Genomic DNA, 26400 nt, shown 5'->3' with positions numbered 1-26400 from the left:
GCGTGTTCCCGGGCGTGTCGGGCTAGCGTAGGGGCGTGGAGCGGTCGCTCGAGAGCCAGGTCGGTCAGGCGGTGGACGCCTGGCTCCGTTGGCTGCCCCGGTGGGAGCCCGCGAACCACCGCGGACGTGTCGCTCCGTGCCGTCGGTGCTTCGGCTCGCCGGTCCTGTCGGCCGCGGGCCTCGGGTCCGATGTCCCGCATGGGGTGCAGCATGGCCTGTCGACGCGGGTGAAGGCGATCGTCGATCATGCGGTCGCCGAGTACACGTCCCGCAACCTCCCGATGCTGCAGGCCGAGCTCGACCAGCAGGCCGAACGCAACCGACGACGTTCCTACCGTCCGGCAGAGGGACTCGAACCCGAGTTCGACGGGATGCCGCTCGACCCCGACCCCGAGCCCGGATCGCCCTTCCTCTTCACCCTGTCGGGCCTCGCGGCCGAAGAGGATGCGGCCATCCCCGCTCTTCCCCCGCTGTCGGATGCCGCGAAGGCGGCGCTGCGACAAGAGGTGGGCCTCGCCGACGATTACGCCAACATGATCGGGCGCGAAGTGTGCACGATCCTCCTCCATCACCGCCTCCGGATCCAGGCGGCGGTGGCGGAATTCGTCGAGCCGCAGATCGCCGCGCTGCTGGACGACCTCACCCGCTCGCTCGATGCGCCGTTCGACCCGCGCGACGTGGAGCCTCCGGCATCCTGAAGCTCTGTTCACAAGGGCACGGCGGGAGGCCGCGCTTTTGTTAGCATCAACGGGTTGTCCGCTTATCGAGTCGCGGACGCGTCTCAGGGGGAGGGGGCTCGATGCCGCAGCGCCTGCCGTCTTCACCGCCCATCTTGCCCGGGCTCGCGTACATCCGACCGCTGGGGTCCGGAGGATTCGCCGACGTCTTCCTGTACGGACAGGACATGCCGCGCCGCGACGTCGCGGTCAAGGTGCTTCCGAGCGATGTGCGCGACGCCGATCTGCTGCGCATGTTCAATGCCGAGGCCGACGTCCTCGCCCATCTCTCGGCCCACCCCTCGATCGTCACCGTCTACCAGGCGGGGATCTCGGCCGACGGCCGGCCGTACATCGTCATGGAGTTCTGCCCGGGCTCGCTCGCTCAGCGTTACCGCGTCGAGCGCATACCCGTGCCCGAGGTCCTCTCGATCGGCGTCCGCATGTCGGGGGCCCTCGAATCGGCGCACCACGCGGGACTCATCCACCGCGACGTGAAGCCGAGCAACATCCTCGTGACGACGTTCGGAGCCCCCGTCCTCGCCGACTTCGGTATCTCCTCGTCCCTCGTGCGCCAGGGGGCGGACGAGATGCTGGCCATGTCGGTGCCGTGGAGCGCTCCCGAGGTCGTCGCCGAGCAGACGGCCGGAACCGTGTCGAGCGAGGTGTGGAGCCTCGGCGCCACGATCTACTCGCTGCTGGCGGGGCAGAGCCCGTTCGAACGACGCGAGAAGGGGCAGAATTCCCGCGAGCAGTTACGACGCCGCATCGCCCGCGCGACCTATACCGACATCACCCGCAGCGACGTCCCCGCCTCGCTGCAGGCGGTGCTCGCGAAGTCGATGTCCCGCAACCCCGCCGACCGGTATGCCAGCGCGCGTGAGTTCGGCGAGGCGATCCAGGCCGTCCAGGTCGAGACCGGCCTGCCCTCGACACCGCTCGAGGTCCCCGCCGCCGAGTGGGCGCCCGCCGCGCGGGCGGTCGATTTCGCCGACGGGACGTTGCGGGGCCCGGCGCGGTCGCGCATCGAGCGCGAGGGCGGGCGCAAGCTCCGCGGTACCTCCGGCATGGCGGGCTACGTCCGCGACGAAGACACCGACATCGCCGCGCCGGCCTCGACCGGCTCCAAGGCGCTGCCGTGGATTCTCGCCTCGGCGACGCTCGTGACCGCGGGGGCCGTCGTCGTCGCCGCTTTGTTCGCCACGGGAGTCCTCCGATGAAGCGCTCGACGATCGCGGGGTTGGCCTCGACCCTCGCCGCCGCCGCCCTCGTCATCACGGCGAGCATCGTGTGGCCCGGTCTGGACGCCCAGCAGACCCCCGAGGTCGACACGTCGGTGTGGGCGCTGCAGACCGGTGACGGCCAGCGCTACGCCCGCGTGAACACCACCGTCGGCGAACTCGACACCGTGCGCACGGCGGGCAACCCCAGCCAGGTGGTGCAGAGCGGTGACGGTGCCTACCTCTTCACCGACAGCTTCAGCAAGCTCACCCGGATCAACGAGGCCCAGCCCGTCGACCTGTCCGACGATCAGCTCGAGGCCGCCCCCGACACCCCGCCCGGTACGACATCGGTGGTCACGGCGGGCGACTACGCGGTGTATCGCACCGACACCGGCACGCTCTTCGCGAGCCGCCTGAGTCAGGCGGGGCAGAAGCCCACCGAGCTCGACCCCTTCGACACCTCGCAGGACGAGAACGCGCCGTCCTACACCGCGGATGCCATCGCCCTCGACGCCCGCGGCATGCTCTTCGCCTACTCTTCCGCCGACGGCTCGGTCATCCGGTACGACATCGATGCCGACGAGCTGCGCGGCCGCGACGCGCTCGAGGCCGAGGTCGCGGCTCCTGTCCTGTCGGCGGCCGGGGACACCTGGGTCCTCGTCGACGCGGACGCCGGGCGAGTGTGGGTGCGCGGCGCGGACCCCGTCACCATCGACGCGGGCGATCAGCTCGTGGTCGCCGATGCCGACGCCGACGCACGCGCGGTGTACGTGGCCGACGACCAGTCGCTATGGAGCATCCCGGCAGACGGTTCCGAGCCCCGGCGCGAGGTCGGCGGCGGCGGCAACGTCCTCGGTCAGCCGGCCCGCCCCTTGTCGCACCAGGGCGTCGCGTACGCCGCCTGGCTCCTGCCGGGGGATGCACGCGGCACGCTGTGGCGCTCCGACCAGGGCGAGACCGACCTCGACTACGGCGGAGCGACCATGCCCGACCAGCGGCGGCCGGTCTTCGTCGCGACCGACCACGCCGTGATCCTGAACGAGACGCGCACGGGGTGGGTCTGGACCGTGCCCGACGGGGCCCTCGTCGCGTCCAGCCAGAACTGGTCGCTCGACGACCGCACCGAGCAGACCGCCGTGCAGAGCGACGAGAAGCTGAGCGTCGTCCTCGACCCGAAGCCGCCGATCGCCGAACCCGATTCGTTCGGCGTGCGGCCCGGTCGTCTCACGACGCTCCCCGTGCTCTTGAACGACCACGACCCCAACGAGGACGTCCTCAGCATCATCGCCGAGAGCGTCACGGGACTCGATCCGGGCTTCGGAACCCTCACGGTGACCGACGCCGGTCAGCGTCTCGCCGTGCGCGTCGCACCGGGCGCGACCGGTAGCGCCACCTTCTCGTACGCGGTCACCGACGGTACCGCCGCCGATGGCTTGAACTCCGCCCCCGCCTCGGTGACCCTCTCGGTCTCGGCGCCCTCGTCGAACGCGGCACCCGTGTGGTGTGGCGTCGACAAGTGCCTGCAGCCGTGGCCGACCCCCGAGGTCGCTCGCGGCGGCACCATCACGGTCCCCGTCCTGCCCGGCTGGGTGGACCCCGACGGCGACCCGCTGCTGCTGCTCTCGGTTGACAACCCCGGCGGCGTGGGCACGGTCGCCGCGACCCCCGCGGGAGATGTGGTCTACCAGCACGCCGACGACGGCTCGGGCGGAGAGCAGAACATCCAGCTCGACGTCACCGTGGCCGACACCGAGGGGGCCGTGACGACCAAGCCCCTCGTCATCCGCGTGGCTCCCGATCCCACGTTGGCCGTCCAGTCCTTCGCGAAGATCGACACGGTCGGGTCGTCGGTCGCGGTCGATGTGGGCCCCCACGTGACCGGGACCGCCGGCAATGTCAGCCTCACCTCGGTCCGGGTCCTCGACGACGCCACCGCCACCGCGACGGTGGTCGGCGGCAGCACCACGTTCGACTTCTCGGCGAACCAGCCCGGCGTCTACCGCGTCGACTTCACCGTCAACGGCGGGGGTCGCGACGCGACGGGGACCGCGCGCATCACCCTGCTCCCCGCTGACGCGCCGGCGCAGCTGGCGACCTCCCCGGTCGTCGCGTTCGTCCGACCTCAGGAGGACGCCACGCTCGACGTCTTCAGCGCGGTGTCGAATCCCACCGGTCGCGTGCTCCTGCTCAGCGACGTGGCCGGGACGGCCCAGGAGGGCGCCTCGCTCACCGTCGACACCGTGGGCCAGAACGACCTACGCGTCTCGGGCAGCACCGCCGACGGCTCGGCGGGGCTGCTCGGCACCGTCGCGTACACCGTCAGCGACGGAACGGACGACGAGGGCTCGCGGGTGACGGGTGAGGCGACGGTCTATTTGCTCCCGCCGGCCCCCGAGATCGCTCCGATCGCGGTCGACGACAACGTCACGGTGCGCGTGGGCGCGCAGATCGACATCCCCGTCCTCGACAACGACATCTCGCCGGCGGGCGGACGCCCGACGCTCGACCCCTCGAGCGTGCAGACCCAACCGGCCAGCGATGCCCTCGCCTTCACCTCCGGGGGAGTGCTGCGCTATCTCGCCCCGACGACGCCGGGTTCGTACGAGGTGACGTACCGCGTCTACACGACCGGTACTCCGGCTCTCTGGGACGAAGCGACCGTGCACGTCACGGTCCTGGGCGGAGAGGCGAACCGCGCCCCCCTGCCCGACACCCTCGAGGGCCGCGTCCTCAGCGGCGGCACCGCCTCGATCGACTTCAAGGGTTTCGGTGTCGACCCCGACGGTGACGCCGTCACGCTCGACCGGATCGTCGCGCAGCCCAACCGCGGCACCGCCTCGATCTCGCCGGACGGGTCCAGCATCCTGTACTCCTCCGTCCCCGGTGACCGTGGTCAGGTGTCCTTCCGGTACCGCGTCTCGGACTCCTCGGGAGCGACGGGCGAGGGGACCGTCCGCATCGGCGTGCTCGACGCGCAGGCCAACCCCAGCCCCATCACCTTCACCGACTACGTGCAGGTGCAGGCCGGCGCTGACCGTACGATCCGCGTGAGCCCGTTGGCGAACGACATCGACCCCACGCAGGGGCGGCTCACGCTCACCGGCGTCCGTCCCGACCTGCCCGAGAAGCTCGTCGACGAGAGCGACAACCCTGAGTACGCCCGCCTGAAGGGATACATCGACGCGGTTTCCGACACCGGCGTCGTCATCGAGGCGGGCGAACAGCCGGGAACGATGTCGTTCCTCTACGACGTCGCCTCCGACTCGGGAAACACCGGCCGCGGTCTCATCGTGGTCAAGGTCGTCAGAGAGAACGTGCCGGACTATCCCGTCGTCACCGACACCGTGCTGACGGTCGAGAACCGCGACGATTTCACCTCCGGCGTCGATGTGCTCGCGGGCAAAGCAACGTGGTCCGGCGGTGACGTCAGCGACCTCGACGTCTCGCTGTGGGGCACGCCCGCAGACGTCACGTTGAACGGTCGCCAGATCTCGGGCACCCTGCCCGCGACGCGACGCGTGATCCCGTTCGCCATCACCGGCCGCGTCGGCGACTCCGACGTGACCACCTATGCGTTCCTGCGCATCCCCGGTGACGACGACCTCAGTCTCTCCCTGCGCCCGGGCGCCGCTCAGCGCGTCGACGAGCTCGCCTCGGTCGAGTTCGACATGGCAGGGCTCGTCGCGCTCCCGCGCCGGGCGACGCTCGAGGTCGGCACCGATGTCTCGGCGACCGGGGTGCGCGCCGAAGGACGGTGCTCCGTTACGGGGACGGTCGTCCGCTACGACGCCGGCGCCGGCTCCCCGTACACCGATGCCTGCCAGGTGCCGGTGCGCATCGCGGGCACCGAGGAGTGGACGGTGGTGTCGGTGCCCATCGGCGTCGTCGCGCGCGACCCTCAGCCCGAGCTCAAGCCGGGAGCCCTGACGGTCGGGCCCGGCGAGACGGCCACCTTCGATCTGCGCAACATGACGAGCTGGCAGCTGGGTCGCGAGGACTGGGACGGCATCCGCTACGCGCTGGACTACGGCGGATCCGCCTTCGGCGTGTCGCTCGACGGGTCGATCGTGACCGTCACCGGCAACGACCGCTCCGTTCCCGGCACCGAGAACGCCGCGATCATCTCGGTGACGAGCCACAACGCGGTCGCCCCGGCCCGCTTGGTGCTGCGCGTGGGTGCTGCTCCCTCGACCCTTCCGCAAGGAGGCACCACGTCGCAGCAGTGCTCGCAGGCCTCGGGCTCGAGCTGCACGATCGGTGTCGTCGGCACGAGCGGCGAGGTCAACCCGCTGCCGCGCACGCCCCTCGAGGTCGTCGACGTGCGCCCGACGGCTGCCTGCGCCGGCGTGAGCTTCGGCGTCGCCTCGGCCTCGGGCATCGTCGCCTCGTGGAGCGATGACGCCCCCGGCGCCACCTGCAGCGCGAGCGTCACGCTCCGCGACGCGCAGGGGCGCACGACGGCGTCGACGCGCGACGCCCGCGTGGTGCTCGACCTGCTCGGGTTCCCGCGCCCGCCGGGGAGCGTGCGACAGACCGCTTACGCCGACGGCTCGCTCACCCTCCGCGTGGACCCGGGCGAGGCGCGACGCGCCTACCCCGCGATCTCGGGCTTCACCGTGCGGTCCAACGGCGCGGTCGTCGGCCAGTGCGGCGCGGACGGCACCTGTCCGCCGATCGCTGCTCCCAACGGCGAACAGCGCGAGTACGTCGTGACCGCGGTGAACAGCGTCGGCGAGTCCAAGACGGCCGTGCGCACGACCGGGTGGGCGTACCGCCCGCCGAACGCACCGCAGGGCATGGACTTCACGCCGACGCAGACCGGGGGAGAGGGAAACCTCGCCGACCTCGTCATCAAGGGCGTCGACAGCGCCGAGACGGGGACCCTCGAGATCGCGAGCGCCGCGGGCGACAAGATCCAGGTGAGCGTCGGCCGCAACCAGGAGGTCGTGCAGGTCGCCCGCTTCCGCGTGGGTTCCAACTCGTCGACGCAGGTCACCGTCACCCCGATCTCGCGCTTCACCGTGCCGCCGGGTCTCGGTGGCGCCTCGGCGGGCAACCAGTACGTCGGCACGGCGCACGGCGTCGGAGCACCGACCAATCCGACCCTCACGCTGACCTCGACCTCGAACGGGAACGGCACCTCGACCGTCGACGCCCGCGCGACCGCGCAGCAGAACGGCACGGATTCCGAGGTGCGGTTCAACATCGTGCAGAAGGGTCTGCCCTGCATTCCCCGCAGCGGCGGCGACTCGCAGAAGTTCACGGCTCTCGGCGACGGCGAGACGTACACGTTCACGATGTGCGCGGAGTCGTGGTTCAACGGCCGGTCGTACGGCTCGGTGAGCCTGGACCAGCAGGTGAACGCCGAGCAGAGCAAGGCGGCGCCGAAGGGGTACACCTTCCGGGTCGGAGCGAAAGAGACGATCAAGGGCAATGAAGCACGGTGGTACATCGACCGCATCAACGACGGCGATCCGCCGCCGCGCTTCAACGACAAGAGATTCGTCAACTGGGGTCCGGGTAACTCGATCTTCGACCGCGACCCGGAGATCCAGGTGTACTTCCAGCATCAGGTGTGGGGTACCCAGTCGCAGTACGGCGCCGTGACACCTGCGAGTGGGAGCGCCCCCTACCAGGTCCAGGCGTCATGGAAGGTGGCGAGCTGCGAGGGCGGCAAGACCCTCTCCGCGAACGGCTCCTCGAGCAATGACAAAGCCAAGGTCACCTTCAACTACGACAACGCCCGCTACTTCGACAAGAACGGCAATCAGCTCCCGCGTGCCGAGGGTGCGGCCGCAACGGACGTCCCCGCCGAGGCCGCGAGCGTCGACAAAATCCGCGTCTCCGTCGATTGGTCCGCTCAAGGCTGGAACCTCGATTCCGCGTCCACCGACTTCGGCGGCGAATGCAAGCCCAGCGCCTCCGCCCCGAAGCCCTCGTCCTGAGCCCTCCCGGCATCCCCATTCCCGCTCTCGCCCACCGAAGGATTTCGACATGACGATCACCCAGGAGCAGGCCACCTGGTTCTCCCAGACCTTCTCGCAGATCGCCGACAACGTCGAGCGCGCCGTTCTCGGCAAGCGGCACGTGGTCGAGCTGGTGCTCACCGCCATGCTCAGCGACGGCCACGTCCTCCTCGAGGACGTCCCCGGCACCGGCAAGACCTCGCTCGCGCGGGCGGTCGCGTCGTCGGTCCAGGGCACGAACACGCGCATCCAGTTCACCCCCGATCTCCTCCCCGGTGACATCACGGGCATCACGGTCTACGACCAGAAGACGGGGACCTTCGAGTTTCACACCGGCCCGATCTTCGCGAACATCGTCCTGGCCGACGAGATCAACCGCGCGAGCCCCAAGACCCAGTCGGCGCTGCTCGAGGTCATGGAAGAGGGCAAGGTCACCATCGACGGCGTCTCTCGAGAGGTGGGCGTGCCCTTCCTCGTCCTGGCGACCCAGAACCCCGTCGAGCAGGCGGGAACCTACCGTCTCCCCGAGGCCCAGCTCGACCGCTTCCTGCTGCGCACCTCGCTCGGGTACCCCGACCACGCGGCGACCGTCCGCATCCTCGACGGTGCGCCCGTCGCCACGGCCGAGCTGCACGCGATCATCACGCCGCAGGCCCTGGTCGGAATGGCCGACCTCGCGGCATCCGTCTACGTCGACGCGCTCGTGCTCGACTACATCGCGCGTCTCGTGGATGCCACCCGCACGGCCGACGAGGTCCGCCTCGGCGTGAGCATCCGCGGGGCCCTCGCCCTCACGCGTGCCACGCGCGCCCGTGCCGCGTCGCAGGGGCGGACCTACGCCACCCCCGACGACGTCAAGGCCCTGGCCGTGGCGGTGCTGGCGCACCGGCTCATCCTGCATCCCGAAGCCGAGTTCGACGGGGTCACCCAAGAGGCCGTCATCGGCCAGGTGCTCCTCGACACCCAGCCGCCCTCGCAGCGCGAGAGCGCCTGACGGTGGCGCGTCCCGTGGCGTCCGCACCCCGCTCGGGGGGTGAGCCGTGCCCGATCTGAATCTGACCGAGTCGCGTCTCACGCGGACCTCGGCGGGCACGATGGTGACCGGCTCGCGCACCTCGGTCACGTCGACCTCGGTCCGTCGACAGCGTCGGATCGTGCGCGCGGTGGTCCAGGTCGCGGAGTGGTGGCGGATCACGACCGAGGCCGTCGCCGCCGCGGTGCGATGGGCCGGTCGGACCGTGCGGCCCGCCGGGGCGGTGGTCGTGGTCGCCGCGACCGTCGGCCTGCTGCTGGGCGCGCTGTTCGGGTGGGTCGAGTGGATGGTCGCGGGGAGCGCGGCGCTGATCCTGCTGGTCATGAGCGTGCCGTTCCTGTTCGGTGCTCGGGCCTACGAGGTCGACCTGGCGCTCGAGCACGAGCGCGTGACCGCCGGCAACGGTGTGACGGGACAGATCGTGGTGCGCAACGAGAGCGCGCGTCCCGCGCTGCCCGGCCGCCTCGACATCCCCGTCGGCCGGGGCCTCGTGGAGTTCGGGGTGCCCTTCCTCCGCCCCGGGCAGAGCTCCACCGAACCGCTCGAGATCCCCCCGCTCCCGCGCGGAGTCGTCCGGGTCGGGCCCGTCACGACGGTGCGCAGCGACCCCGTGGGCCTGCTTCGTCGCGAGCACGCCTTCGACGATGTGCACGACTTGTTCGTGCACCCGCGCACGGTGGGGCTGCCCTCCACGAGCGCGGGTCTCGTGCGCGACCTCGAGGGCAACGCCACGCGCCGACTGGTCGATGCGGACATGTCGTTCCACGCCATCCGCGAGTACGTCCCCGGGGACTCCCGCCGGCAGGTGCACTGGAAGTCCACCGCGAAGACGGGCCGGCTCATGGTGCGGCAGTACGAAGAGTCGCGCCGCTCGAGGATGGCGGTCGTGCTCGCTGCGGCGACGCAGGAGTACACGGACGCCGACGAGTACGAGCTCGCCGTCTCGGCCGCGGCCTCCCTGGGCCTTCGGGCCGTGCGCGACGCGCGTGACATCGACATCGTCACCGGGTCCGAGATCCCGCGTGTCGTGAAGGGGCGCCTGCGCGCCATCCGCCACATCCCCGTCGTGGCCCCGCGCACGATGCTCGACGGTTTCAGCGCGATCGAGCGGCACGAGAACACCATGCCGGTCGAGGACGTCTGCCGATTGGCATCCGAGGCGAACGAACGCCTCTCGATCGCCTTCGTGGTCGTGGGCGCCACGGTGCCGCTCACCCGCCTGCGCCAGGCGGCCCTCGCGTTCCCGGCCGACACGGCCGTCGCCGCCGTGATCTGCGACGAGCGCGCGCACCCGCGGATGCAGAACATCGCGGGCCTGAGGGTGCTGACCATCGGCACTCTCGACGACCTCTCGGGTCTGCTGGTGAGGGGGGCGACCTCGTGAGCGGGCGTCGGAGCACGCGCGCGGGGATGCGCCGGCGCGAGACGAACCTGCCGCGCAATGCGGCCGCTGTCGTCTACACCGTGCTGTCGGTCGCGCTGGCCACCGTCGCCGCCTGGCCCGTTTACGCGTCGGGCTCCTTCCTGCTGCTGGTGGCGGTGTCGGTCATCGTCGCCGGAGCGGTGGTGGGGGTTGTGTCGTGGCGCCGGTGGAGCGGGTGGATCCTCGCCGCCGGTCTGCTGGGGGCGTTCACGGTGCTCGCGGTTCCGCTGGCCGTCCCCTCGCGGCTCACCTCTCCCCTCGACGTCCTGCGCGGCCTGGGCGAGTCGTTCGCGGGCGTCATCGTCGCCTGGAAGGACCTCGTCACGGTCGATCTGCCGGTGGGGGCCTACCGCAACCTGTTGATCCCCGCGCTCGTGATCTTCCTCGTGGGGACCGCCCTCACCTTCGCTCTCGCCACCCGCGGCGATCGCTGGGCGCCGTTCGCGGTCGTGGGCGGTCTGGGCATGACCGGGTTCGGCCTCTTCTTCGGGCGCACCTCGACCAGCGCGCCCCTGTCGATCGGCTCGTTCGAGCTGCCGGCGCCGGTGGAGACGTTCGTGGGTCTCAGCGCACTGCTGGTCTCGGTGCTGTGGTTGGCGTGGAGGGCGCAGGACGAGCGCGGGCGAGCCCTCCGCCGAGCGAGCGACGTCTCGGCCGTTCCCGTGGGCCCTGGGCGCTCGCGTGCGGATCGCCGACGGCTGGGCCTCGGCGCGGGGATGCTGGTGGTCGCGGTGGCCGTCACGGTCGCCGTGGTCCCTGCGGCCGCGCGCGACGCGGATCGCCAGGTCCTCCGATCGGCCGCCGGTCCGGAGCGACTGATCGCCGAGGCCGTGAGTCCCCTGTCGGAGTACCGCTCGATGTTCTCCGACGCGCGCTCGGACCAGGTGCTGTTCCGCGTCGGCGGGACGGGGGCGGAGCCCGAGCGCATCCGCATCGCGACCCTCGACGCCTACGACGGCGAGATCTTCCGGGCTTCCGGCAACGAGGGTGCCGGGTTCGTGCGCCTTCCGTCGACGCGCGATGCGGGGGAGGGCAGGCCCGTCGAGGCGGAGGTCGAGATCGTCGATCTCGGAGGCATTTGGATGCCGACCGCCGGCCGTCTCGCGTCCGCTACGTTCGAGGGAGACCGCCGCGGCCTTCTTGCCGACCGGTTCTACTACAGCTCCGACGCCGAGGCGGGCGTGCAGACCGCTGACGGCGGGCTCGTCGAGGGGGATCGCTACCGCCTCGACGCCGTCGAGCCCGTCACCAACGACCTCGCCACGATGACCCCGCCGGGCGCGGGAGACGGCGTCGCCGGGGGAGACAACCTCCGTCGCTGGGTCCAGGAACACGCCAACGGCAACGACGGCGCGGCCCTGCAGAGCCTGGTCCAGATGCTCCGTCAGCGGGGCTACCTCAGCCACAGCCTCGCCCCGGAGGGTGGGCCGACGCCGAAGTGGGCGGCCGGTCTGCAGGGGTACCAGCTCCAGCCCAGCGCGTCCGGACATTCCCTGGCCCGTATCGACCGCATGTTCGAGCGTCTGCTCGAGCGGGAGGACGACCCGCGAGCCGCCGCCTCGGGTAACTTCGTCGCCGCCGTCGGCGATGACGAGCAGTTCGCCGTCGCCACGGCGCTCATGGCCCACGAGCTCGGCTTCCCGGCTCGGGTGGTCGTGGGCACGCGGTTGGTGTCCACGGACGCGAAGCTCTCCACCTGCGAGGCGGGGGAGTGTCGAGCGCGCGATCTCACCGCGTGGACCGAGGTGCAGGGATCCGACGGCCGATGGGCTCCCATCGATGTCACCCCGCAGTGGGAGCAGTCGCCGAGCCTCGAGGTTACTCAGCAGCAGGATCCCGAGAACGTCACGGAGGTGCGGCCCGACACCGTTCAGGAGGTCGTGCCTCCCGAGCCGGTCCAGGAGGACAACGCCCAGAACGACGACCCGCGCACCGACGACGGGGTCGACCTCGCCTGGCTGTGGGCGAGCCTGCGCATCGCGGGGATCTCGCTGCTCGTCCTGCTCGTGCTCTTCGGCCCGTTCCTCGCGGTCGTCATCGCCAAGGCGGTGCGCCGTCGTGGGCGGCGCCGTGACGCGGATCCGCGGACGGCCATCGCCGGAGGCTGGGACGAATACGTCGACGCGGGCGTCGATGCGGGTCGCACCCTTCCGCGCGCGCCGACGCGTCTCGAGGTGGCGGAGGCCTTCGCCACCCCCTCCGGAACGCTTCTCGCCGAGGGTGCCGACCGGGCCGTGTTCTCGTCGGAGCAGGTGGATTCCGACGAGGTGGAGGCGTTCTGGCGCATCGTCGACGAGGAACGCCGTACTCTCACCCGTGAGCGGGGCTTCTGGCGGCGCCTGCGTGCGGCCGTATCGTTGAGATCGTTCCTGCGGTTCCTCGCTCCACGCCCTTCGCGGCGGGGGTCGCCGCACCGCGACGAGAGGGGGAAGCGCTCCACCGCCCTGGTGGAACGCGACACGACATGAACGATTCGACCATGGTGGTGCTCGGGGCGACGTCATTCGCCCTCGTCGTCGTCCTGTACGTCTGGCTCGCGCTCGCCCTCGCGGCTCTTTTCCGCAAGGTCGGAGAACCCGTCTGGAAGGCGTGGGTGCCGTTCCTGAACGTGGCCACCGTGCTCAAGCTCGGCGGGTTCTCGCCGTGGCTGATCCTGTTGAACCTCGTGCCCATCTTCGGAGGGATCGCCTTCATCGCGGTCTTCATCGTGGCGGTGCATCGCATCAACACGGGGTTCGGGGTCGGAGCGGGCCTCACCGTCGTGGGGGCGTTGTTCCCCGTCATCTGGGCGAGCATCCTGGGCTTCGGGTCCGCGCGGTGGCACGGGGAGCGCCGTACGAGCCGCCCCGACGAGAACTCCGCTCCCGTCCGTCGCGGCAAGGACTTCGACGGTCCGTACGTCCCCCTCATCGGCGGATGGACCCCGGAACAGGGCCCCTCGGCTCCCGCCCCGAATGCCGCGGCTCCCTCCGCGCCGCCCGCGCCGGTATCCGCCCCGGTCACCCTTCCCTTCGCCGCTCCCTCGCCGTCGCTCGCCGACGCGGTTCCCTCGGTGAACGACTGGGCCCCGCCGGCTCACGTCCCCGCGCCCGCGGCGGAGCGCCCTCGTGCAGAGGACGAGCGGGTCGGGCAGTCCCGCGACGCCGCGCCCGCGACGTCCGTCTTCGAGGTGCTCGACGCCCTGCGCGACGGCTCACCTGTCGAGGACGACCGTCCCGCAGCCGCCCCCGCCGCCCCGTCGGTTCCGTCCGCGGCGCCCGAGGCTCCGCGCTCCCACGTCGCCGAACCGCCGGCGGTCGTCCCTACCTGGGCGCCGCCCGTGGTCGCACCGACGCCCTCGCCCGCTCCGACCGACGAAGTGGAGGAGGAGTCCGACCCCGTCGCTCCGTGGGCCAACCCGCCGCGTCGTTCCTCGCAGGGCGCCGCGTCGGCGCCCATCGCGGACGTGCCCCTCACCCGCCCCGCACCCGACGTGGTCCCCGCTCCTCGCCCCTCGGTGGCCGCGGCCCTCGACGAGTTCCCCGAGTTGTCCGAGGCGGTCTCCGCGGTGGCTGAGGCTCCGGATGCCGGCTCCCCCCGCTCCGCGCGCACGTCGGTGTCGGCGCTCTACACGCAGCCCGAGGTTCCGGCGGTGTCGGCGGAGGACGACTTCGACGCCCTCGATCGGACCGTCGTCACGCGTCGCAAGCGGATCCCGTGGGCTCTCGTGCCACCGAGTGGCACGCCCGTCGATCTCACCTCCGCGGTGGTGATCCTGGGTCGCCGTCCCGGCCCCGACTCCGCCTATCCGGATGCGCAGCTCGTGCCGATCTCGGACGAGACGCGGACGGTCTCCAAGACCCACGCGCGTCTCGAGCTCCGCGGCGACACCTGGTACGTCACCGATCTGCACTCCACCAACGGCGTCCTCTTCGCCACGCTCATGGGTACCGAGGTCGAGGCCCCTCCGGGCGAGGAGATCGAAGCCGGTGAGCGCTTCTTCCTCGGTGACGCGGAGGTGCGCCTCTCGCGGAGCGACGCGTGAGCGGCCCGTACGACCGCCCGGACGACCCCGACGAGGTCACGCTCTGGGCAGGGCGACTCCGATCGTGGCCGACCCCGCCGCCGGCGGAGGACGACGAGCTCGCCGACGAGACGGTCCTGTCCCGTCGGGACACCCCGGACGACGACACGGTTCTGTCGGCGGCCGACGCCCCCGAGGGCGAGACGTACGTCTCGCGGCGGACGCCGGGGGAGGGGTCCTCGGCTTCGCGGGTGGAGCGTGCGGACGAGGCGACGGTCGTGTCGCGTCGTGAGGCGCCGGGGGAGGAGTCCTCGGTTTCGCTGGTGGAGCGTGCGGACGAGGCGACGGTCGTGTCGCGTCGTGAGGCGCCGGGGGAGGAGCCCTCGGTTTCGGGGGTGGAGCTTCCGGACGACGAGACGATCGTGTCGCGCGCGGAGGTGCCGGCGGGTGAGATGTCGCGATCGCGGGTGGATCTTCCCGACGACGCGACGGTCGTCTCGCGTCGTGAGGCGCTTGACGACGCGACCATCGCTACGCCCCCGACGCGACCCGCACTTCCCGGCCGGGCCGGTCCCGCCGACGACGAGGTGGGCACCACGGCTCCGCGGCGCGCCACCACGCGTCCCCCGCTCGACGCGGCCGTTCCCGACGAGGCGACGCGGAGCCGATCGACGCCGGAGGCGGAGGGTGTGGTCCCCGACGAGCTCACCCGTCGCCGGAGCTCCGACCCGGATCCGCTCGACGAGGCCACGCGCGCGCGTCCCGCCGCGGACGTCGACGACGAGACCGCCTCGGGCTCGCGCCGTCGTCGTCGCGAAGCGGCAGGGGAGCGGACGGAACCGGTGGTCGAGGGAGCCGTTCGCGATGCCCGTGTTCCCGCCGCTCTCGCCACGGAGTCGTACGGACCGCGACGCGAGGCGCCCGCGCGAGTGGAGCGTGTCGCCGCCGTCCGAGCGCCGTCGGCCCCGGACGTCGGGACGGTCCGTCCGCGCGCGAACCGGGGCGCCGGCCGCGTCATCGTCCTCGTCGCGGTCGTCGCAGTGGTGCTCGTCGCCTCGATCGTCGGGGCCGTCCTGCTGCTGACAGGCTGAGGGGCACGGCATCCGGGATACTCCCAGTGACCGGACCCGTACTCGTTTGCCCACGTCCCGGGGAACGCGTATCATTGACCGGGTGTGCGTTCACGCGCGCCGTGCGTCATGCCTTCGGGTGGGTCGTTCGGATCAACGCTCGCACCATCTCAGGGATCGGCCTGCGAACAGGTCGCCCCCACGGCATATCCACCACGAATCGCGCTAGATCATTCTGGCGCGCGGTGGATCACACGTGAGCCCGACACGTCACGATTCGCAAGATGAGCGACATGACGGGGGAGACACGACGCTGTCACCGTGCAGCACCCTGGGCGCCACCGCGAGGAAACGTCCAGCCAATCAAGGAGAGAACGTGCCAACCATTCAGCAGTTGGTTCGCAAGGGCCGCTCGCCGAAGGTCTCGAAGACCAAGGCTCCCGCGCTGAAGTCGAACCCCCAGCAGGCCGGCGTGTGCACCCGCGTGTACACCACGACCCCCAAGAAGCCGAACTCGGCCATGCGCAAGGTCGCCCGCGTGAAGCTGCGCAACGGCACCGAGGTCACCGCCTACATCCCCGGCGAGGGCCACAACCTGCAGGAGCACTCGCTCGTGCTGGTTCGCGGCGGTCGCGTCAAGGACCTCCCCGGTGTCCGTTACAAGATCGTCCGCGGTGCACTCGACACCCAGGCTGTCAAGAACCGTAAGCAGGCTCGCAGCCGCTACGGCGCGAAGAAGGGCTGAGAAACATGCCTCGTAAGGGTCCTGCCCCGAAGCGTCCCGTCGTCAACGACCCGGTGTACGGCGCTCCCGTCGTCACCCAGCTGGTCAACAAGATCCTCGTCGACGGAAAGAAGTCCATCGCCGAGTCGATCGTCTACGACGCCCTCAAGGGTGTCGAGGCGAAGAACAGCCAGGACGCCGTCGCCACGCTCAAGAAGGCGCTCGACAACGTCCGTCCCACCCTCGAGGTCAAGAGCCGCCGCGTCGGTGGCTCGACCTACCAGGTTCCCGTCGAGGTCAAGCCGCACCGTGCGAACACCCTCGCGCTGCGCTGGCTCGTGAGCTACGCGAAGGGTCGTCGTGAGAAGACGATGACCGAGCGTCTGCAGAACGAGATCCTCGACGCCTCGAACGGCCTCGGTGCCGCGGTCAAGCGCCGCGAAGACACCCACAAGATGGCCGAGTCGAACCGCGCCTTCGCGCACTACCGCTGGTAAAACCCGCGGAGGGTCCGTGACCGCACCCCGGTCGCGGACCCTCCGATGGGCCCGGCATCAACCTCCCAACAGGTAAGGAAGACACCCGTGGCACAAGACGTGCTCACCGACCTTCACAAGGTCCGCAACATCGGCATCATGGCCCACATCGATGCCGGCAAGACCACGACGACCGAGCGCATCCTGTTCTACACGGGCGTCAACCACAAGATCGGTGAGACGCACGATGGTGCGGCGACCACCGACTGGATGGAGCAGGAGCAGGAGCGTGGCATCACGATCACCTCCGCTGCTGTGACCTGCTTCTGGGACAAGAACCAGATCAACATCATCGACACCCCCGGTCACGTCGACTTCACGGTCGAGGTCGAGCGCTCGCTGCGCGTGCTCGATGGCGCCGTCGCCGTCTTCGACGGCAAAGAGGGCGTCGAGCCCCAGTCCGAGACCGTGTGGCGTCAGGCCGACAAGTACGACGTCCCCCGCATCTGCTTCGTCAACAAGATGGACAAGCTGGGCGCCGACTTCTACTTCACGGTCGACACCATCGTCAACCGCCTGAAGGCCAAGCCGCTGGTCATCCAGCTGCCGATCGGTGCCGAGAACGACTTCGTCGGCGTCATCGACCTCGTCGAGATGCGCGCACTGGTGTGGCCCGGCGACGCCAAGGGTGACGTGACCATGGGCGCCAAGTACGAGATCCAGGAGATCCCGGCCGACCTCGCCGACAAGGCGGCCGAGTACCGCCAGCAGCTCCTCGAGACCGTCGCCGAGTCCGACGACGCCCTCCTCGAGAAGTTCTTCGGTGGCGAGGAGCTCACGGTCGCCGAGATCAAGGGCGCCATCCGCAAGATGACGATCAACTCGGAGCTCTACCCCGTGCTCTGCGGTTCGGCGTTCAAGAACCGCGGCGTGCAGCCCATGCTCGACGCGGTCGTCGACTACCTCCCCTCGCCCCTGGACGTGCCGGCCATCGAGGCCCACGACCCCAAGGACGAAGAGATCGTCATCGAGCGCCACGCCGACCGCGAGGAGCCCTTCGCGGCTCTCGCGTTCAAGATCGTGACGCACCCGTTCTTCGGTCGCCTCACCTACATCCGCGTGTACTCGGGTCACCTCGACTCCGGCGCCCAGGTCGTCAACGCGACCAAGGGCAAGAAGGAGCGCATCGGGAAGATCTTCCAGATGCACGCCAACAAGGAGATGCCGGTCGACTCGGTCACCGCCGGTCACATCTACGCGGTCATCGGCCTCAAGGACACCACCACCGGTGACACCCTGTGCGACCCGGCCAACCAGGTCGTCCTCGAGTCGATGACGTTCCCGGAGCCGGTCATCGAGGTCGCCATCGAGCCCAAGACCAAGGCCGACCAGGAGAAGCTGGGTGTCGCCATCCAGAAGCTCGCGGAGGAAGACCCGACGTTCCGCGTCGAGCAGAACTCCGAGACCGGTCAGACCGTCATCAAGGGCATGGGCGAGCTACACCTCGACATCCTGGTCGACCGCATGAAGCGCGAGTTCAAGGTCGAGGCCAACGTCGGAAAGCCGCAGGTCGCGTACCGCGAGACCATCCGCAAGTCGGTCGAGCGCCACGACTACACGCACAAGAAGCAGACCGGTGGATCGGGTCAGTTCGCGAAGATCCAGTTCGCGATCGAGCCCCTCGAGGTCACGGCCGACAAGACCTACGAGTTCGAGAACAAGGTCACCGGTGGTCGTATCCCGCGCGAGTACATCTCGCCGACCGACCAGGGCTTCCAGGACGCCATGAACGTCGGCGTGCTCGCCGGCTACCCCATGGTGGGTGTCAAGGCGATCCTCCTCGACGGCGCCTCGCACGACGTCGACTCCTCGGAGATGGCGTTCAAGATCGCCGGCTCCATGGGCTTCAAGGAGGCCGTCCGCAAGGCGAACCCCACGATCCTCGAGCCGATCATGGCCGTCGAGGTCCGCACTCCCGAGGAGTACATGGGCGACGTCATCGGCGACCTGAACTCGCGTCGTGGCCAGATCCAGTCGATGGAAGACGCCGCCGGCGTCAAGGTCGTCCGGGCCAACGTGCCGCTGTCCGAGATGTTCGGCTACATCGGTGACCTGCGCTCGAAGACCTCGGGTCGCGCCGTCTACTCGATGGAGTTCGACAGCTACGCCGATGTCCCGAAGGCCGTCGCCGACGAGATCATCCAGAAGAACAAGGGCGAGTAAAACCGCTCTCATGGATGCCGGGAACCCCGGGTTCTGCTCAGGTTCCCGGCATCCGCTCAAACTGAATACCGACTCTCTAGTAATCTGAGAACCATCCCCGCGAAGAACCGGTCGCAATCCAGTGCCCGAGACCTCGCAACCAACGTCCTGAGGAGGACCCAGTGGCTAAGGCCAAGTTCGAGCGGACCAAGCCGCACGTGAACATCGGAACGATCGGTCACGTCGACCACGGCAAGACCACGCTCACCGCTGCCATCTCGAAGGTGCTCGCCGACAAGTTCCCGTCGGCCACCAACGTTCAGCGCGACTTCGCGTCGATCGACTCGGCGCCGGAAGAGCGTCAGCGCGGTATCACGATCAACATCTCGCACGTCGAGTACGAGACCCCGAAGCGTCACTACGCTCACGTCGACGCGCCCGGTCACGCCGACTACATCAAGAACATGATCACCGGTGCCGCTCAGATGGACGGCGCGATCCTCGTGGTCGCCGCCACCGACGGCCCGATGGCTCAGACCCGTGAGCACGTTCTGCTCGCCAAGCAGGTCGGCGTTCCCTACCTGCTGGTCGCGCTGAACAAGAGCGACATGGTCGACGACGAGGAGATCCTGGAGCTCGTCGAGCTCGAGGTCCGCGAGCTGCTGTCGTCGCAGGACTTCGACGGCGACAACGCCCCCGTCGTCCGCGTCTCGGGCCTCAAGGCTCTCGAGGGCGACGAGCAGTGGGTCAACGCGATCGTCGAGCTCATGGAAGCCGTCGACGAGTCGATCCCCGACCCGGTGCGTGACAAGGACAAGCCGTTCCTCATGCCCATCGAGGACGTCTTCACCATCACCGGTCGTGGAACGGTCGTCACGGGTCGCGCCGAGCGCGGTACCCTCGCGATCAACTCCGAGGTCGAGATCGTCGGCATCCGCCCGACGCAGAAGACCACGGTCACGGGTATCGAGATGTTCCACAAGCAGCTCGACGAGGCCTGGGCCGGCGAGAACTGTGGTCTGCTCCTCCGCGGCACCAAGCGTGACGACGTCGAGCGCGGCCAGGTCGTCGTGAAGCCCGGTTCGGTCACCCCGCACACCAACTTCGAGGGCACGGCGTACATCCTGTCCAAGGAAGAGGGCGGCCGCCACAACCCGTTCTTCACGAACTACCGCCCGCAGTTCTACTTCCGCACCACCGACGTGACCGGCGTCATCACGCTGCCCGAGGGCACCGAGATGGTCATGCCCGGTGACACCACGGAGATGTCGGTCGAGCTCATCCAGCCGATCGCCATGGAAGAGGGCCTCGGCTACGCGATCCGTGAGGGTGGCCGCACCGTCGGTGCCGGTACCGTCACCAAGATCCTCAAGTAAGTCCTTCCAGACTTCACTCGGCACAGGCCGGGCCTTCGGGCCCGGCCTTTGTCGTTCCCGCGAGGGATTTTCCCTCGAGTGCGATCTCCGAAGCCGGGGGTTCCGTTCCACGCCGGTCCGTGACCACAATGAGGCGAGAGTCGGCGGAATCGCCGGCCGTGTCTGCGAAGGAGATGCGCATGGGAGTGGACGACATCATCGCCAAGGGCAAGAAGCTCCTGGACGAGAACCGCGACAAGATCGAAGAGGCTCTGAAGAGCGAGAAGGCCGAAGAGGTCAGCGACAAGGTGCTCGACGGAGCGGCCGACGCCATCAAGAAGGTCGTTCCCGCGGAACACCACGCGAAGGTCGACGAGACCCGAGCGAACGTCGACAAGCACATCGGCAACGCCTGACGAACGCAGCCTGGAGCGGCGCCGTCCCCGAGCGTCGGGGCGGCGCCGCTGTCGTTCGGACTGCGGTTTGCTGAGCATCGGCCGGGCGCGACACGCCCGGGTTTGCGACTCGCCCGAGCGGTACGTAGACTAGTCCAGTTCCACACTCCGGTGCGCGCTCGGCGTGCGCCAGGATCACTGTCTCGGCAGTGCACAGGCGGCGCGTCAGCGCAGGGTCCTGGGCCGCGGGCAGCAGAACGCCACACCGAACCCCCTTCATCTTCTCGTGAGATTCGCGCGCGTGCGTGCGAGGGGCGGGCCGGATGCCATGGCATCCGGTTTCACAGCTGAACAGCGGTGCAGCATCTCTCGCGAAAGCGAGGGGAAGTGCCAGGGCGCGACAGCGCCACCGTGCGTCCAATGCCCCAGGTCGGGTAAGACGCGAGAAAGAGAGAGAGCAGACAATGGCGGGACAGAAGATCCGCATTCGCCTGAAGTCGTACGACCACGCCGGGCTTGACTCGTCGGCGCGCAAGATCGTCGACACCGTGACCCGTGCCGGTGCCACCGTGGTGGGCCCGGTTCCCCTTCCGACCGAGAAGAACGTCGTGTGCGTCATCCGGTCGCCCCACAAGTACAAGGACAGCCGCGAGCACTTCGAGATGCGCACCCACAAGCGCCTCATCGACATCATCGACCCGACGCCCAAGGCCGTCGACTCGCTGATGCGCCTCGACCTTCCTGCCGATGTCAACATCGAGATCAAGCTCTGAGGTTCGACATGGCTGACATCAACTCCAAGATCTCCAAGGGCCTCCTCGGCACCAAGCTCGGCATGACCCAGGTGTGGGACGAGAACGGCAAGCTCGTTCCCGTCACCGTCATCGAGGTCGCGCCGAACGTCGTGACCCAGTTGCGCTCGCTCGAGAAGGACGGCTACAACGCCGTTCAGATCGGCTACGGCCAGATCGACCCCCGCAAGGTGAACAAGCCGCTCACGGCTCACTTCGACGCCGCGGGCGTCACCCCTCGCCGCCACCTCACCGAGGTGCGCACGGCTGACGCCGCAGACTACGCGCTGGGCCAGGAGCTCACCGTCGACGGTCTGTTCGAGGCCGGCCAGCTGGTCGACGTCGTCGGCACCAGCAAGGGCAAGGGCACCGCCGGTGTGATGAAGCGTCACAACTTCAAGGGCGTCTCCGCATCGCACGGTGCGCACCGCAACCACCGCAAGCCCGGCTCGATCGGCGCCTCGTCGACCCCGAGCCGCGTCTTCAAGGGCATGCGCATGGCCGGCCGTATGGGTGGCGAGCGCGTGACCGTCCTCAACCTCACGGTGCACGCCGTCGACGCCGAGAAGGGACTCATGCTCGTCAAGGGCGCCGTCCCCGGTGCTCGTGGCCGCATCGTCTACGTCCGCAACGCAGTGAAGGGTGCCTGATCATGGCTGACTCGACTCTCGCGCTCGACGTCGTGAAGGCCGACGGCAAGAAGGCCGGCTCTGTCGAGCTGCCCGCCGCGCTCTTCGACGTCAAGACGAATATCCCGCTGATCCACCAGGTCGTCGTGGCGCAGCGCGCCGCGGCTCGCCAGGGCACGCACTCGACCAAGCGTCGTGGCGAGGTCTCCGGCGCCGGTCGCAAGCCCTTCAAGCAGAAGGGCACGGGTAACGCCCGCCAGGGCTCGATCCGCGCGCCGCACATGACCGGTGGTGGCATCGTCCACGGCCCCAAGCCCCGCGACTACAGCCAGCGCACCCCCAAGAAGATGATCGCGGCCGCCCTCCTGGGTGCGCTCAGCGACCGTGCTCGTGGGCAGCGTCTGCACATCGTCGACAGCTTCGCCATCGAGGGTGCCCCCTCGACCAAGGCCGCTGCCGCCGCGCTGAAGGCCTTCGGTGCCGTCAAGAACGTCCTCGTGGTCATCGACCGCGACGACGAGCTGACGATCAAGAGCGTCCGCAACCTCGCGTACGTCCACGTGCTGACCGTCGGCCAGCTGAACACCTACGACGTGATCGTCTCCGACGACATCGTCTTCACCAAGGCCGCCTACGACGCGTTCGTCGCGTCGAAGTCCGCAGCCACCGAGGAGGTCTCGGCATGACCACCGTCAACAAGGACCCGCGCGACATCATCCTGAAGCCGGTCGTCTCGGAGAAGAGCTACTCGCTCATCGACGAGGGCAAGTACACCTTCCTGGTGGACCCCCGTTCGTCGAAGACCGAGATCAAGCTCGCCATCGAGAAGATCTTCGGCGTCAAGGTGGCCTCGGTCAACACGATCAACCGCGTCGGCAAGGCCCGTCGCACCCGCTTCGGCATCGGCAAGCGCAAGGACACCAAGCGCGCCATCGTGTCGCTCAAGTCGGGCACCATCGACATCTTCACGTCTGTCGGCTGACGGTCGGGATAGAGGACAAGAACAATGGCTATTCGCAAGTACAAGCCCACGACCCCCGGTCGCCGCGGCTCGTCGGTGGCCGACTTCGCCGAGATCACCCGATCGACGCCTGAGAAGTCGCTGCTGCGCCCGCTGTCGAAGACCGGTGGCCGCAACAACCAGGGCCGCATCACCACCCGCCACATCGGTGGTGGACACAAGCGTCAGTACCGTCTGATCGACTTCCGTCGTAACGACAAGGACGGCATCGACGCCAAGGTCGCTCACATCGAGTACGACCCCAACCGCACCGCGCGCATCGCGCTGCTGCACTACGCCGACGGTGAGAAGCGCTACATCCTCGCTCCGGCGAAGCTGTCGCAGGGCGACGTCGTCGAGTCGGGTGCCGGTGCTGACATCAAGCCCGGCAACAACCTGCCGCTGCGCAACATCCCCACCGGTACCGTGATCCACGCGATCGAGCTCCGTCCCGGTGGCGGCGCGAAGATGGCCCGTTCGGCCGGCGCCTCCGTGCGTCTGGTCGCGAAGGACGGCCCCTACGCGCAGCTGCGTCTGCCCTCCGGCGAGATCCGCAACGTCGACGTCCGCTGCCGCGCGACGATCGGCGAGGTCGGCAACGCCGAGCAGTCGAACATCAACTGGGGCAAGGCCGGCCGCATGCGCTGGAAGGGCGTCCGCCCGACCGTGCGTGGTGTCGCCATGAACCCGGTCGACCACCCGCACGGTGGTGGTGAGGGTAAGACCTCCGGTGGTCGTCACCCTGTGTCGCCGTGGGGTAAGGCCGAGGGCCGCACCCGCCACGCGAACAAGGAGAGCGACAAGCTCATCGTCCGCCGTCGCACCGCCGGCAAGAAGCGCAAGTAGGAGTAGAGGAAGATGCCTCGCAGCCTTAAGAAGGGCCCCTTCGTCGACGAGCACCTGCTTCGCAAGGTCGTCTCGCAGAACGAAGCCGGTTCGAAGAACGTCATCAAGACCTGGTCGCGCCGTTCGATGATCATCCCCGCCATGCTGGGACACACCATCGCCGTGCACGACGGTCGCAAGCACATCCCCGTGTTCGTGACCGAGACCATGGTCGGCCACAAGCTGGGCGAGTTCTCGCCCACCCGCACCTTCCGCGGCCACGTGAAGGACGACAAGAAGGGCCGTCGCCGCTAAGGCGACCGAGGAGGAGAGAGAAATGGTGGAGTCCATCGCACGTGTGCGACACATCCGCGTGACCCCTCAGAAGGCTCGTCGCGTCGTCGCCCTCATCAAGGGCAAGCAGGCCGAAGAGGCCCTCGCGATCCTGAAGTTCGCGCCGCAGGGCGCGAGCGAGCCGATCTACAAGCTCGTCGCCTCGGCCATCGCGAACGCTCGCGTCACGGCCGACAAGACGAACGAGTACCTGGATGACGCCGACCTGTACGTGAAGAACGCGTACGTCGACGAGGGCACGACGCTCAAGCGTTTCCAGCCCCGCGCTCAGGGTCGCGCCTTCCAGATCAAGAAGCGCACGAGCCACATCACGGTCGTGCTCGCGACGCCCGAGACCGCTGAAGCGGCCCCGGCTCGCGCCAACAAGAAGGCGAGCAAGTAATGGGACAGAAAGTCAACCCGTACGGCTTCCGCCTCGGCATCACGACCGACCACGTGTCGCGGTGGTTCTCGGACTCGACGAAGGCCGGTCAGCGTTACGCCGACTACCTCGCCGAGGACATCAAGATCCGTCGCCTGCTGACCACCTCGCTCGACCGCGCCGGTGTCAGCAACATCGAGATCGAGCGCACGCGTGACCGTGTCCGCGTCGACATCCACACCGCCCGTCCGGGCATCGTGATCGGTCGCCGCGGCGCCGAGGCCGAGCGCATCCGTGCCGACCTCGAGAAGCTCACCGGAAAGCAGATCCAGCTGAACATCCTCGAGGTCAAGAACCCCGAGGCCGACGCTCAGCTGGTCGCTCAGGGTGTCGCGGAGCAGCTCACCGCTCGCGTGGCGTTCCGTCGCGCGATGCGCAAGGGCCTCCAGGGCGCGCAGCGTGCCGGTGCCAAGGGTGTCCGCATCCAGGTGTCGGGCCGCCTGGGCGGCGCCGAGATGAGCCGCTCGGAGTTCTACCGCGAAGGCCGTGTGCCCCTGCACACCCTGCGCGCGAACATCGACTACGGCTTCTACGAGGCCAAGACCACCTTCGGCCGCATCGGCGTGAAGGTCTGGATCTACAAGGGTGACCTCACCAACAAGGAGCTCGCCCGCGAGCAGGCCAACGCGCCCAAGTCCCGCGGTCGTGACGACCGCGGCGGCGACCGTCGTCGTGGCCCTCGTAACGAGGCCCCCGTGGCAGAAGGAGCGTCGGCGTAATGCTCATCCCCCGCAAGGTCAAGTACCGCAAGCAGCACCACCCCGGCCGTTCGGGCCAGGCCACCGGTGGCACCCAGGTGTCGTTCGGTGAGTTCGGGATCCAGGCGCTGACCCCCGCATACGTGACCAACCGTCAGATCGAGTCCGCTCGTATCGCCATGACGCGTCACATCAAGCGCGGTGGAAAGGTGTGGATCAACATCTACCCCGACCGCCCCCTCACGAAGAAGCCCGCCGAAACCCGCATGGGTTCGGGTAAGGGTTCCCCCGAGTGGTGGGTTGCGAACGTCAAGCCGGGCCGCGTCCTCTTCGAGGTCGCGGGCGTCGACGAGCAGCTCGCTCGCGAAGCTCTGACCCGAGCAATTCACAAGCTGCCCCTGAAGGCACGCATCATCAAGCGCGAGGAGGGCGACGCGTAATGGCGATCGGCACCAAGCAGCTCGCCCCGAGCGAGCTCGACACGTTCGAAGACCAGCGCCTCGTCGAGGAGCTGCGTAAGGCCAAGGAAGAGCTGTTCAACCTGCGCTTCCAGTCGGCCACCGGCCAGCTCGAGAGCCACGGTCGCATCCGTGCAGTCAAGCGCGACATCGCGCGTCTGTACACCGTGATCCGTGAGCGTGAGCTCGGCATCCGCGCCACCCCGGCCCCGGTCGAGGCGACGAAGGCGAAGAAGAGCAAGGCGAAGAAGGCGGACTCCGCTGACGACGCCGCGAAGGAAGAGGCGGAGTAATGGCTACCGCGAAGAAGGCCGAGGCGCAGGTCGCCGGTCACGAGCACTCCGAGAACGACGTTCGCGACGAGAACGCCCGCGGTTACCGCAAGGCGCGTCGTGGCTACGTCGTCAGCGACAAGATGGACAAGACCATCGTCGTCGAGGTCGAGGACCGTGTGAAGCACCCGCTCTACGGCAAGGTCATCCGCCGCACCTCGAAGGTCAAGGCGCACGACGAGTCCAACTCGGCGGGCATCGGCGACCTCGTCGTCATCAACGAGACCCGTCCGCTGAGCGCCACCAAGCGCTGGCGCCTGGTCGAGATCCTCGAGAAGGCCAAGTAAGCCTCGCGGCTTACTTGGA

24 protein-coding genes are annotated in these 26400 nt (G+C 69.1%); all 24 read left to right on the top strand.

Translation table 11 applies throughout. The features are described 5' to 3' along the window. Positions 1 to 35: 35 nt before the first annotated feature. The 24 genes from QBE02_RS08135 to rpsQ all read left to right on the top strand — a co-directional run bounded on the left by QBE02_RS08135 (position 36) and on the right by rpsQ (position 26381). Positions 36 to 698 carry a hypothetical protein gene (locus QBE02_RS08135; RefSeq protein WP_056226214.1) on the top strand — a complete coding sequence of 221 codons (663 nt, stop codon included), beginning with the start codon at positions 36 to 38 and terminating at the stop codon, positions 696 to 698. A gap of 101 nt (positions 699 to 799) precedes the next feature. Beyond that, positions 800 to 1936 carry a serine/threonine-protein kinase gene (locus QBE02_RS08130; protein ID WP_279367816.1) on the top strand — a complete coding sequence of 379 codons (1137 nt, stop codon included), beginning with the start codon at positions 800 to 802 and terminating at the stop codon, positions 1934 to 1936. Beyond that, positions 1933 to 7884 (top strand): Ig-like domain-containing protein, encoded by a 5952-nt coding sequence (locus tag QBE02_RS08125; protein WP_279367815.1) that lies wholly within the window; start codon positions 1933 to 1935, stop codon positions 7882 to 7884. The genes QBE02_RS08130 and QBE02_RS08125 overlap by 4 nt, the downstream gene beginning before the upstream one ends. A gap of 49 nt (positions 7885 to 7933) precedes the next feature. Further along, positions 7934 to 8899 carry an AAA family ATPase gene (locus QBE02_RS08120; RefSeq protein WP_279367814.1) on the top strand — a complete coding sequence of 322 codons (966 nt, stop codon included), beginning with the start codon at positions 7934 to 7936 and terminating at the stop codon, positions 8897 to 8899. Between the two features lie 46 nt (positions 8900 to 8945). Then, positions 8946 to 10322 carry a DUF58 domain-containing protein gene (locus tag QBE02_RS08115; RefSeq protein ID WP_347710276.1) on the top strand — a complete coding sequence of 459 codons (1377 nt, stop codon included), beginning with the start codon at positions 8946 to 8948 and terminating at the stop codon, positions 10320 to 10322. Beyond that, positions 10319 to 12829 (top strand): DUF3488 and transglutaminase-like domain-containing protein, encoded by a 2511-nt coding sequence (locus QBE02_RS08110; RefSeq protein WP_279367813.1) that lies wholly within the window; start codon positions 10319 to 10321, stop codon positions 12827 to 12829. Before QBE02_RS08115 ends, QBE02_RS08110 begins: the two co-directional genes overlap by 4 nt. Further along, positions 12826 to 14385 (top strand): DUF5684 domain-containing protein, encoded by a 1560-nt coding sequence (locus tag QBE02_RS08105; protein ID WP_279367812.1) that lies wholly within the window; start codon positions 12826 to 12828, stop codon positions 14383 to 14385. Before QBE02_RS08110 ends, QBE02_RS08105 begins: the two co-directional genes overlap by 4 nt. Continuing rightward, on the top strand, positions 14382 to 15455 hold the full coding sequence (locus QBE02_RS08100; protein ID WP_279367811.1) for a hypothetical protein: 1074 nt from the start codon (positions 14382 to 14384) through the stop codon (positions 15453 to 15455). Before QBE02_RS08105 ends, QBE02_RS08100 begins: the two co-directional genes overlap by 4 nt. A gap of 355 nt (positions 15456 to 15810) precedes the next feature. Beyond that, the gene (gene rpsL, locus QBE02_RS08095; RefSeq protein WP_013584051.1) at positions 15811 to 16179 is read left to right on the top strand and encodes a 30S ribosomal protein S12; all 369 of its coding nucleotides are present in this window, start codon (positions 15811 to 15813) and stop codon (positions 16177 to 16179) included. A gap of 5 nt (positions 16180 to 16184) precedes the next feature. After that, positions 16185 to 16655, top strand: a complete 471-nt coding sequence (gene rpsG / locus QBE02_RS08090; RefSeq protein ID WP_013584050.1) for a 30S ribosomal protein S7 — start codon at positions 16185 to 16187, stop codon at positions 16653 to 16655. Between the two features lie 87 nt (positions 16656 to 16742). Continuing rightward, positions 16743 to 18857, top strand: a complete 2115-nt coding sequence (gene fusA / locus QBE02_RS08085) for an elongation factor G (RefSeq protein ID WP_056226235.1) — start codon at positions 16743 to 16745, stop codon at positions 18855 to 18857. A 161-nt stretch (positions 18858 to 19018) separates the two neighbouring features. Continuing rightward, entirely contained in the window at positions 19019 to 20212 is a 1194-nt protein-coding gene (gene tuf / locus QBE02_RS08080; RefSeq protein ID WP_056226238.1) for an elongation factor Tu, read from the top strand. A gap of 179 nt (positions 20213 to 20391) precedes the next feature. Next, entirely contained in the window at positions 20392 to 20607 is a 216-nt protein-coding gene (locus tag QBE02_RS08075) for a hypothetical protein (RefSeq protein WP_056226241.1), read from the top strand. A gap of 443 nt (positions 20608 to 21050) precedes the next feature. Further along, a complete protein-coding gene (gene rpsJ / locus QBE02_RS08070) occupies positions 21051 to 21359 on the top strand; it encodes a 30S ribosomal protein S10 (RefSeq protein ID WP_013584016.1) in 309 nt (102 codons plus the stop codon). Between the two features lie 8 nt (positions 21360 to 21367). Further along, positions 21368 to 22027 carry a 50S ribosomal protein L3 gene (rplC, locus tag QBE02_RS08065; protein WP_056226244.1) on the top strand — a complete coding sequence of 220 codons (660 nt, stop codon included), beginning with the start codon at positions 21368 to 21370 and terminating at the stop codon, positions 22025 to 22027. 2 nt (positions 22028 to 22029) lie between these two features. Further along, on the top strand, positions 22030 to 22692 hold the full coding sequence (rplD, locus tag QBE02_RS08060) for a 50S ribosomal protein L4 (protein WP_056226247.1): 663 nt from the start codon (positions 22030 to 22032) through the stop codon (positions 22690 to 22692). Then, a complete protein-coding gene (gene rplW, locus QBE02_RS08055; RefSeq protein ID WP_056226248.1) occupies positions 22689 to 22988 on the top strand; it encodes a 50S ribosomal protein L23 in 300 nt (99 codons plus the stop codon). The genes rplD and rplW overlap by 4 nt, the downstream gene beginning before the upstream one ends. A gap of 24 nt (positions 22989 to 23012) precedes the next feature. Then, entirely contained in the window at positions 23013 to 23852 is an 840-nt protein-coding gene (gene rplB / locus QBE02_RS08050) for a 50S ribosomal protein L2 (RefSeq protein WP_013584012.1), read from the top strand. A gap of 12 nt (positions 23853 to 23864) precedes the next feature. Beyond that, complete coding sequence (gene rpsS, locus QBE02_RS08045) at positions 23865 to 24146, top strand: 30S ribosomal protein S19 (protein WP_013584011.1); 282 nt, start codon at positions 23865 to 23867, stop codon at positions 24144 to 24146. A gap of 22 nt (positions 24147 to 24168) precedes the next feature. Then, entirely contained in the window at positions 24169 to 24567 is a 399-nt protein-coding gene (gene rplV / locus QBE02_RS08040) for a 50S ribosomal protein L22 (RefSeq protein WP_013584010.1), read from the top strand. Then, the gene (gene rpsC / locus QBE02_RS08035; RefSeq protein WP_013584009.1) at positions 24567 to 25325 is read left to right on the top strand and encodes a 30S ribosomal protein S3; all 759 of its coding nucleotides are present in this window, start codon (positions 24567 to 24569) and stop codon (positions 25323 to 25325) included. The genes rplV and rpsC overlap by 1 nt, the downstream gene beginning before the upstream one ends. Then, positions 25325 to 25744 carry a 50S ribosomal protein L16 gene (rplP, locus tag QBE02_RS08030; RefSeq protein WP_056226254.1) on the top strand — a complete coding sequence of 140 codons (420 nt, stop codon included), beginning with the start codon at positions 25325 to 25327 and terminating at the stop codon, positions 25742 to 25744. Before rpsC ends, rplP begins: the two co-directional genes overlap by 1 nt. Beyond that, positions 25744 to 26055, top strand: coding sequence for a 50S ribosomal protein L29 (rpmC, locus tag QBE02_RS08025; protein WP_056226256.1), 312 nt, complete (start codon positions 25744 to 25746; stop codon positions 26053 to 26055). Before rplP ends, rpmC begins: the two co-directional genes overlap by 1 nt. Then, the gene (gene rpsQ / locus QBE02_RS08020) at positions 26055 to 26381 is read left to right on the top strand and encodes a 30S ribosomal protein S17 (protein ID WP_056226259.1); all 327 of its coding nucleotides are present in this window, start codon (positions 26055 to 26057) and stop codon (positions 26379 to 26381) included. The genes rpmC and rpsQ overlap by 1 nt, the downstream gene beginning before the upstream one ends. The last annotated feature ends 19 nt before the right edge of the window (positions 26382 to 26400 follow it).

This window comes from Microbacterium testaceum (genome assembly GCF_029761935.1).
Lineage (GTDB): Bacteria > Actinomycetota > Actinomycetes > Actinomycetales > Microbacteriaceae > Microbacterium > Microbacterium testaceum_A.
Note: the sequence above shows the minus strand (reverse complement) of the source record. Positions and strands in the feature narration are given on the sequence as shown.

Bases quoted from the DNA above. Each gene is read 5' to 3' on its own strand.
- QBE02_RS08130 (WP_279367816.1), top strand. From the start codon at position 800: ATGCCGCAGCGCCTGCCGTCTTCACCGCCCATCTTGCCCGGGCTCGCG.
- QBE02_RS08125 (WP_279367815.1), top strand. From the start codon at position 1,933: ATGAAGCGCTCGACGATCGCGGGGTTGGCCTCGACCCTCGCCGCCGCC.
- QBE02_RS08120 (WP_279367814.1), top strand. From the start codon at position 7,934: ATGACGATCACCCAGGAGCAGGCCACCTGGTTCTCCCAGACCTTCTCG.
- QBE02_RS08105 (WP_279367812.1), top strand. From the start codon at position 12,826: ATGAACGATTCGACCATGGTGGTGCTCGGGGCGACGTCATTCGCCCTC.
- rpsG (WP_013584050.1), top strand. From the start codon at position 16,185: ATGCCTCGTAAGGGTCCTGCCCCGAAGCGTCCCGTCGTCAACGACCCG.
- QBE02_RS08075 (WP_056226241.1), top strand. From the start codon at position 20,392: ATGGGAGTGGACGACATCATCGCCAAGGGCAAGAAGCTCCTGGACGAG.
- rpsJ (WP_013584016.1), top strand. From the start codon at position 21,051: ATGGCGGGACAGAAGATCCGCATTCGCCTGAAGTCGTACGACCACGCC.
- rplC (WP_056226244.1), top strand. From the start codon at position 21,368: ATGGCTGACATCAACTCCAAGATCTCCAAGGGCCTCCTCGGCACCAAG.
- rplD (WP_056226247.1), top strand. From the start codon at position 22,030: ATGGCTGACTCGACTCTCGCGCTCGACGTCGTGAAGGCCGACGGCAAG.
- rplW (WP_056226248.1), top strand. From the start codon at position 22,689: ATGACCACCGTCAACAAGGACCCGCGCGACATCATCCTGAAGCCGGTC.
- rplB (WP_013584012.1), top strand. From the start codon at position 23,013: ATGGCTATTCGCAAGTACAAGCCCACGACCCCCGGTCGCCGCGGCTCG.
- rpsS (WP_013584011.1), top strand. From the start codon at position 23,865: ATGCCTCGCAGCCTTAAGAAGGGCCCCTTCGTCGACGAGCACCTGCTT.
- rplV (WP_013584010.1), top strand. From the start codon at position 24,169: ATGGTGGAGTCCATCGCACGTGTGCGACACATCCGCGTGACCCCTCAG.
- rpsC (WP_013584009.1), top strand. From the start codon at position 24,567: ATGGGACAGAAAGTCAACCCGTACGGCTTCCGCCTCGGCATCACGACC.
- rplP (WP_056226254.1), top strand. From the start codon at position 25,325: ATGCTCATCCCCCGCAAGGTCAAGTACCGCAAGCAGCACCACCCCGGC.
- rpmC (WP_056226256.1), top strand. From the start codon at position 25,744: ATGGCGATCGGCACCAAGCAGCTCGCCCCGAGCGAGCTCGACACGTTC.
- rpsQ (WP_056226259.1), top strand. From the start codon at position 26,055: ATGGCTACCGCGAAGAAGGCCGAGGCGCAGGTCGCCGGTCACGAGCAC.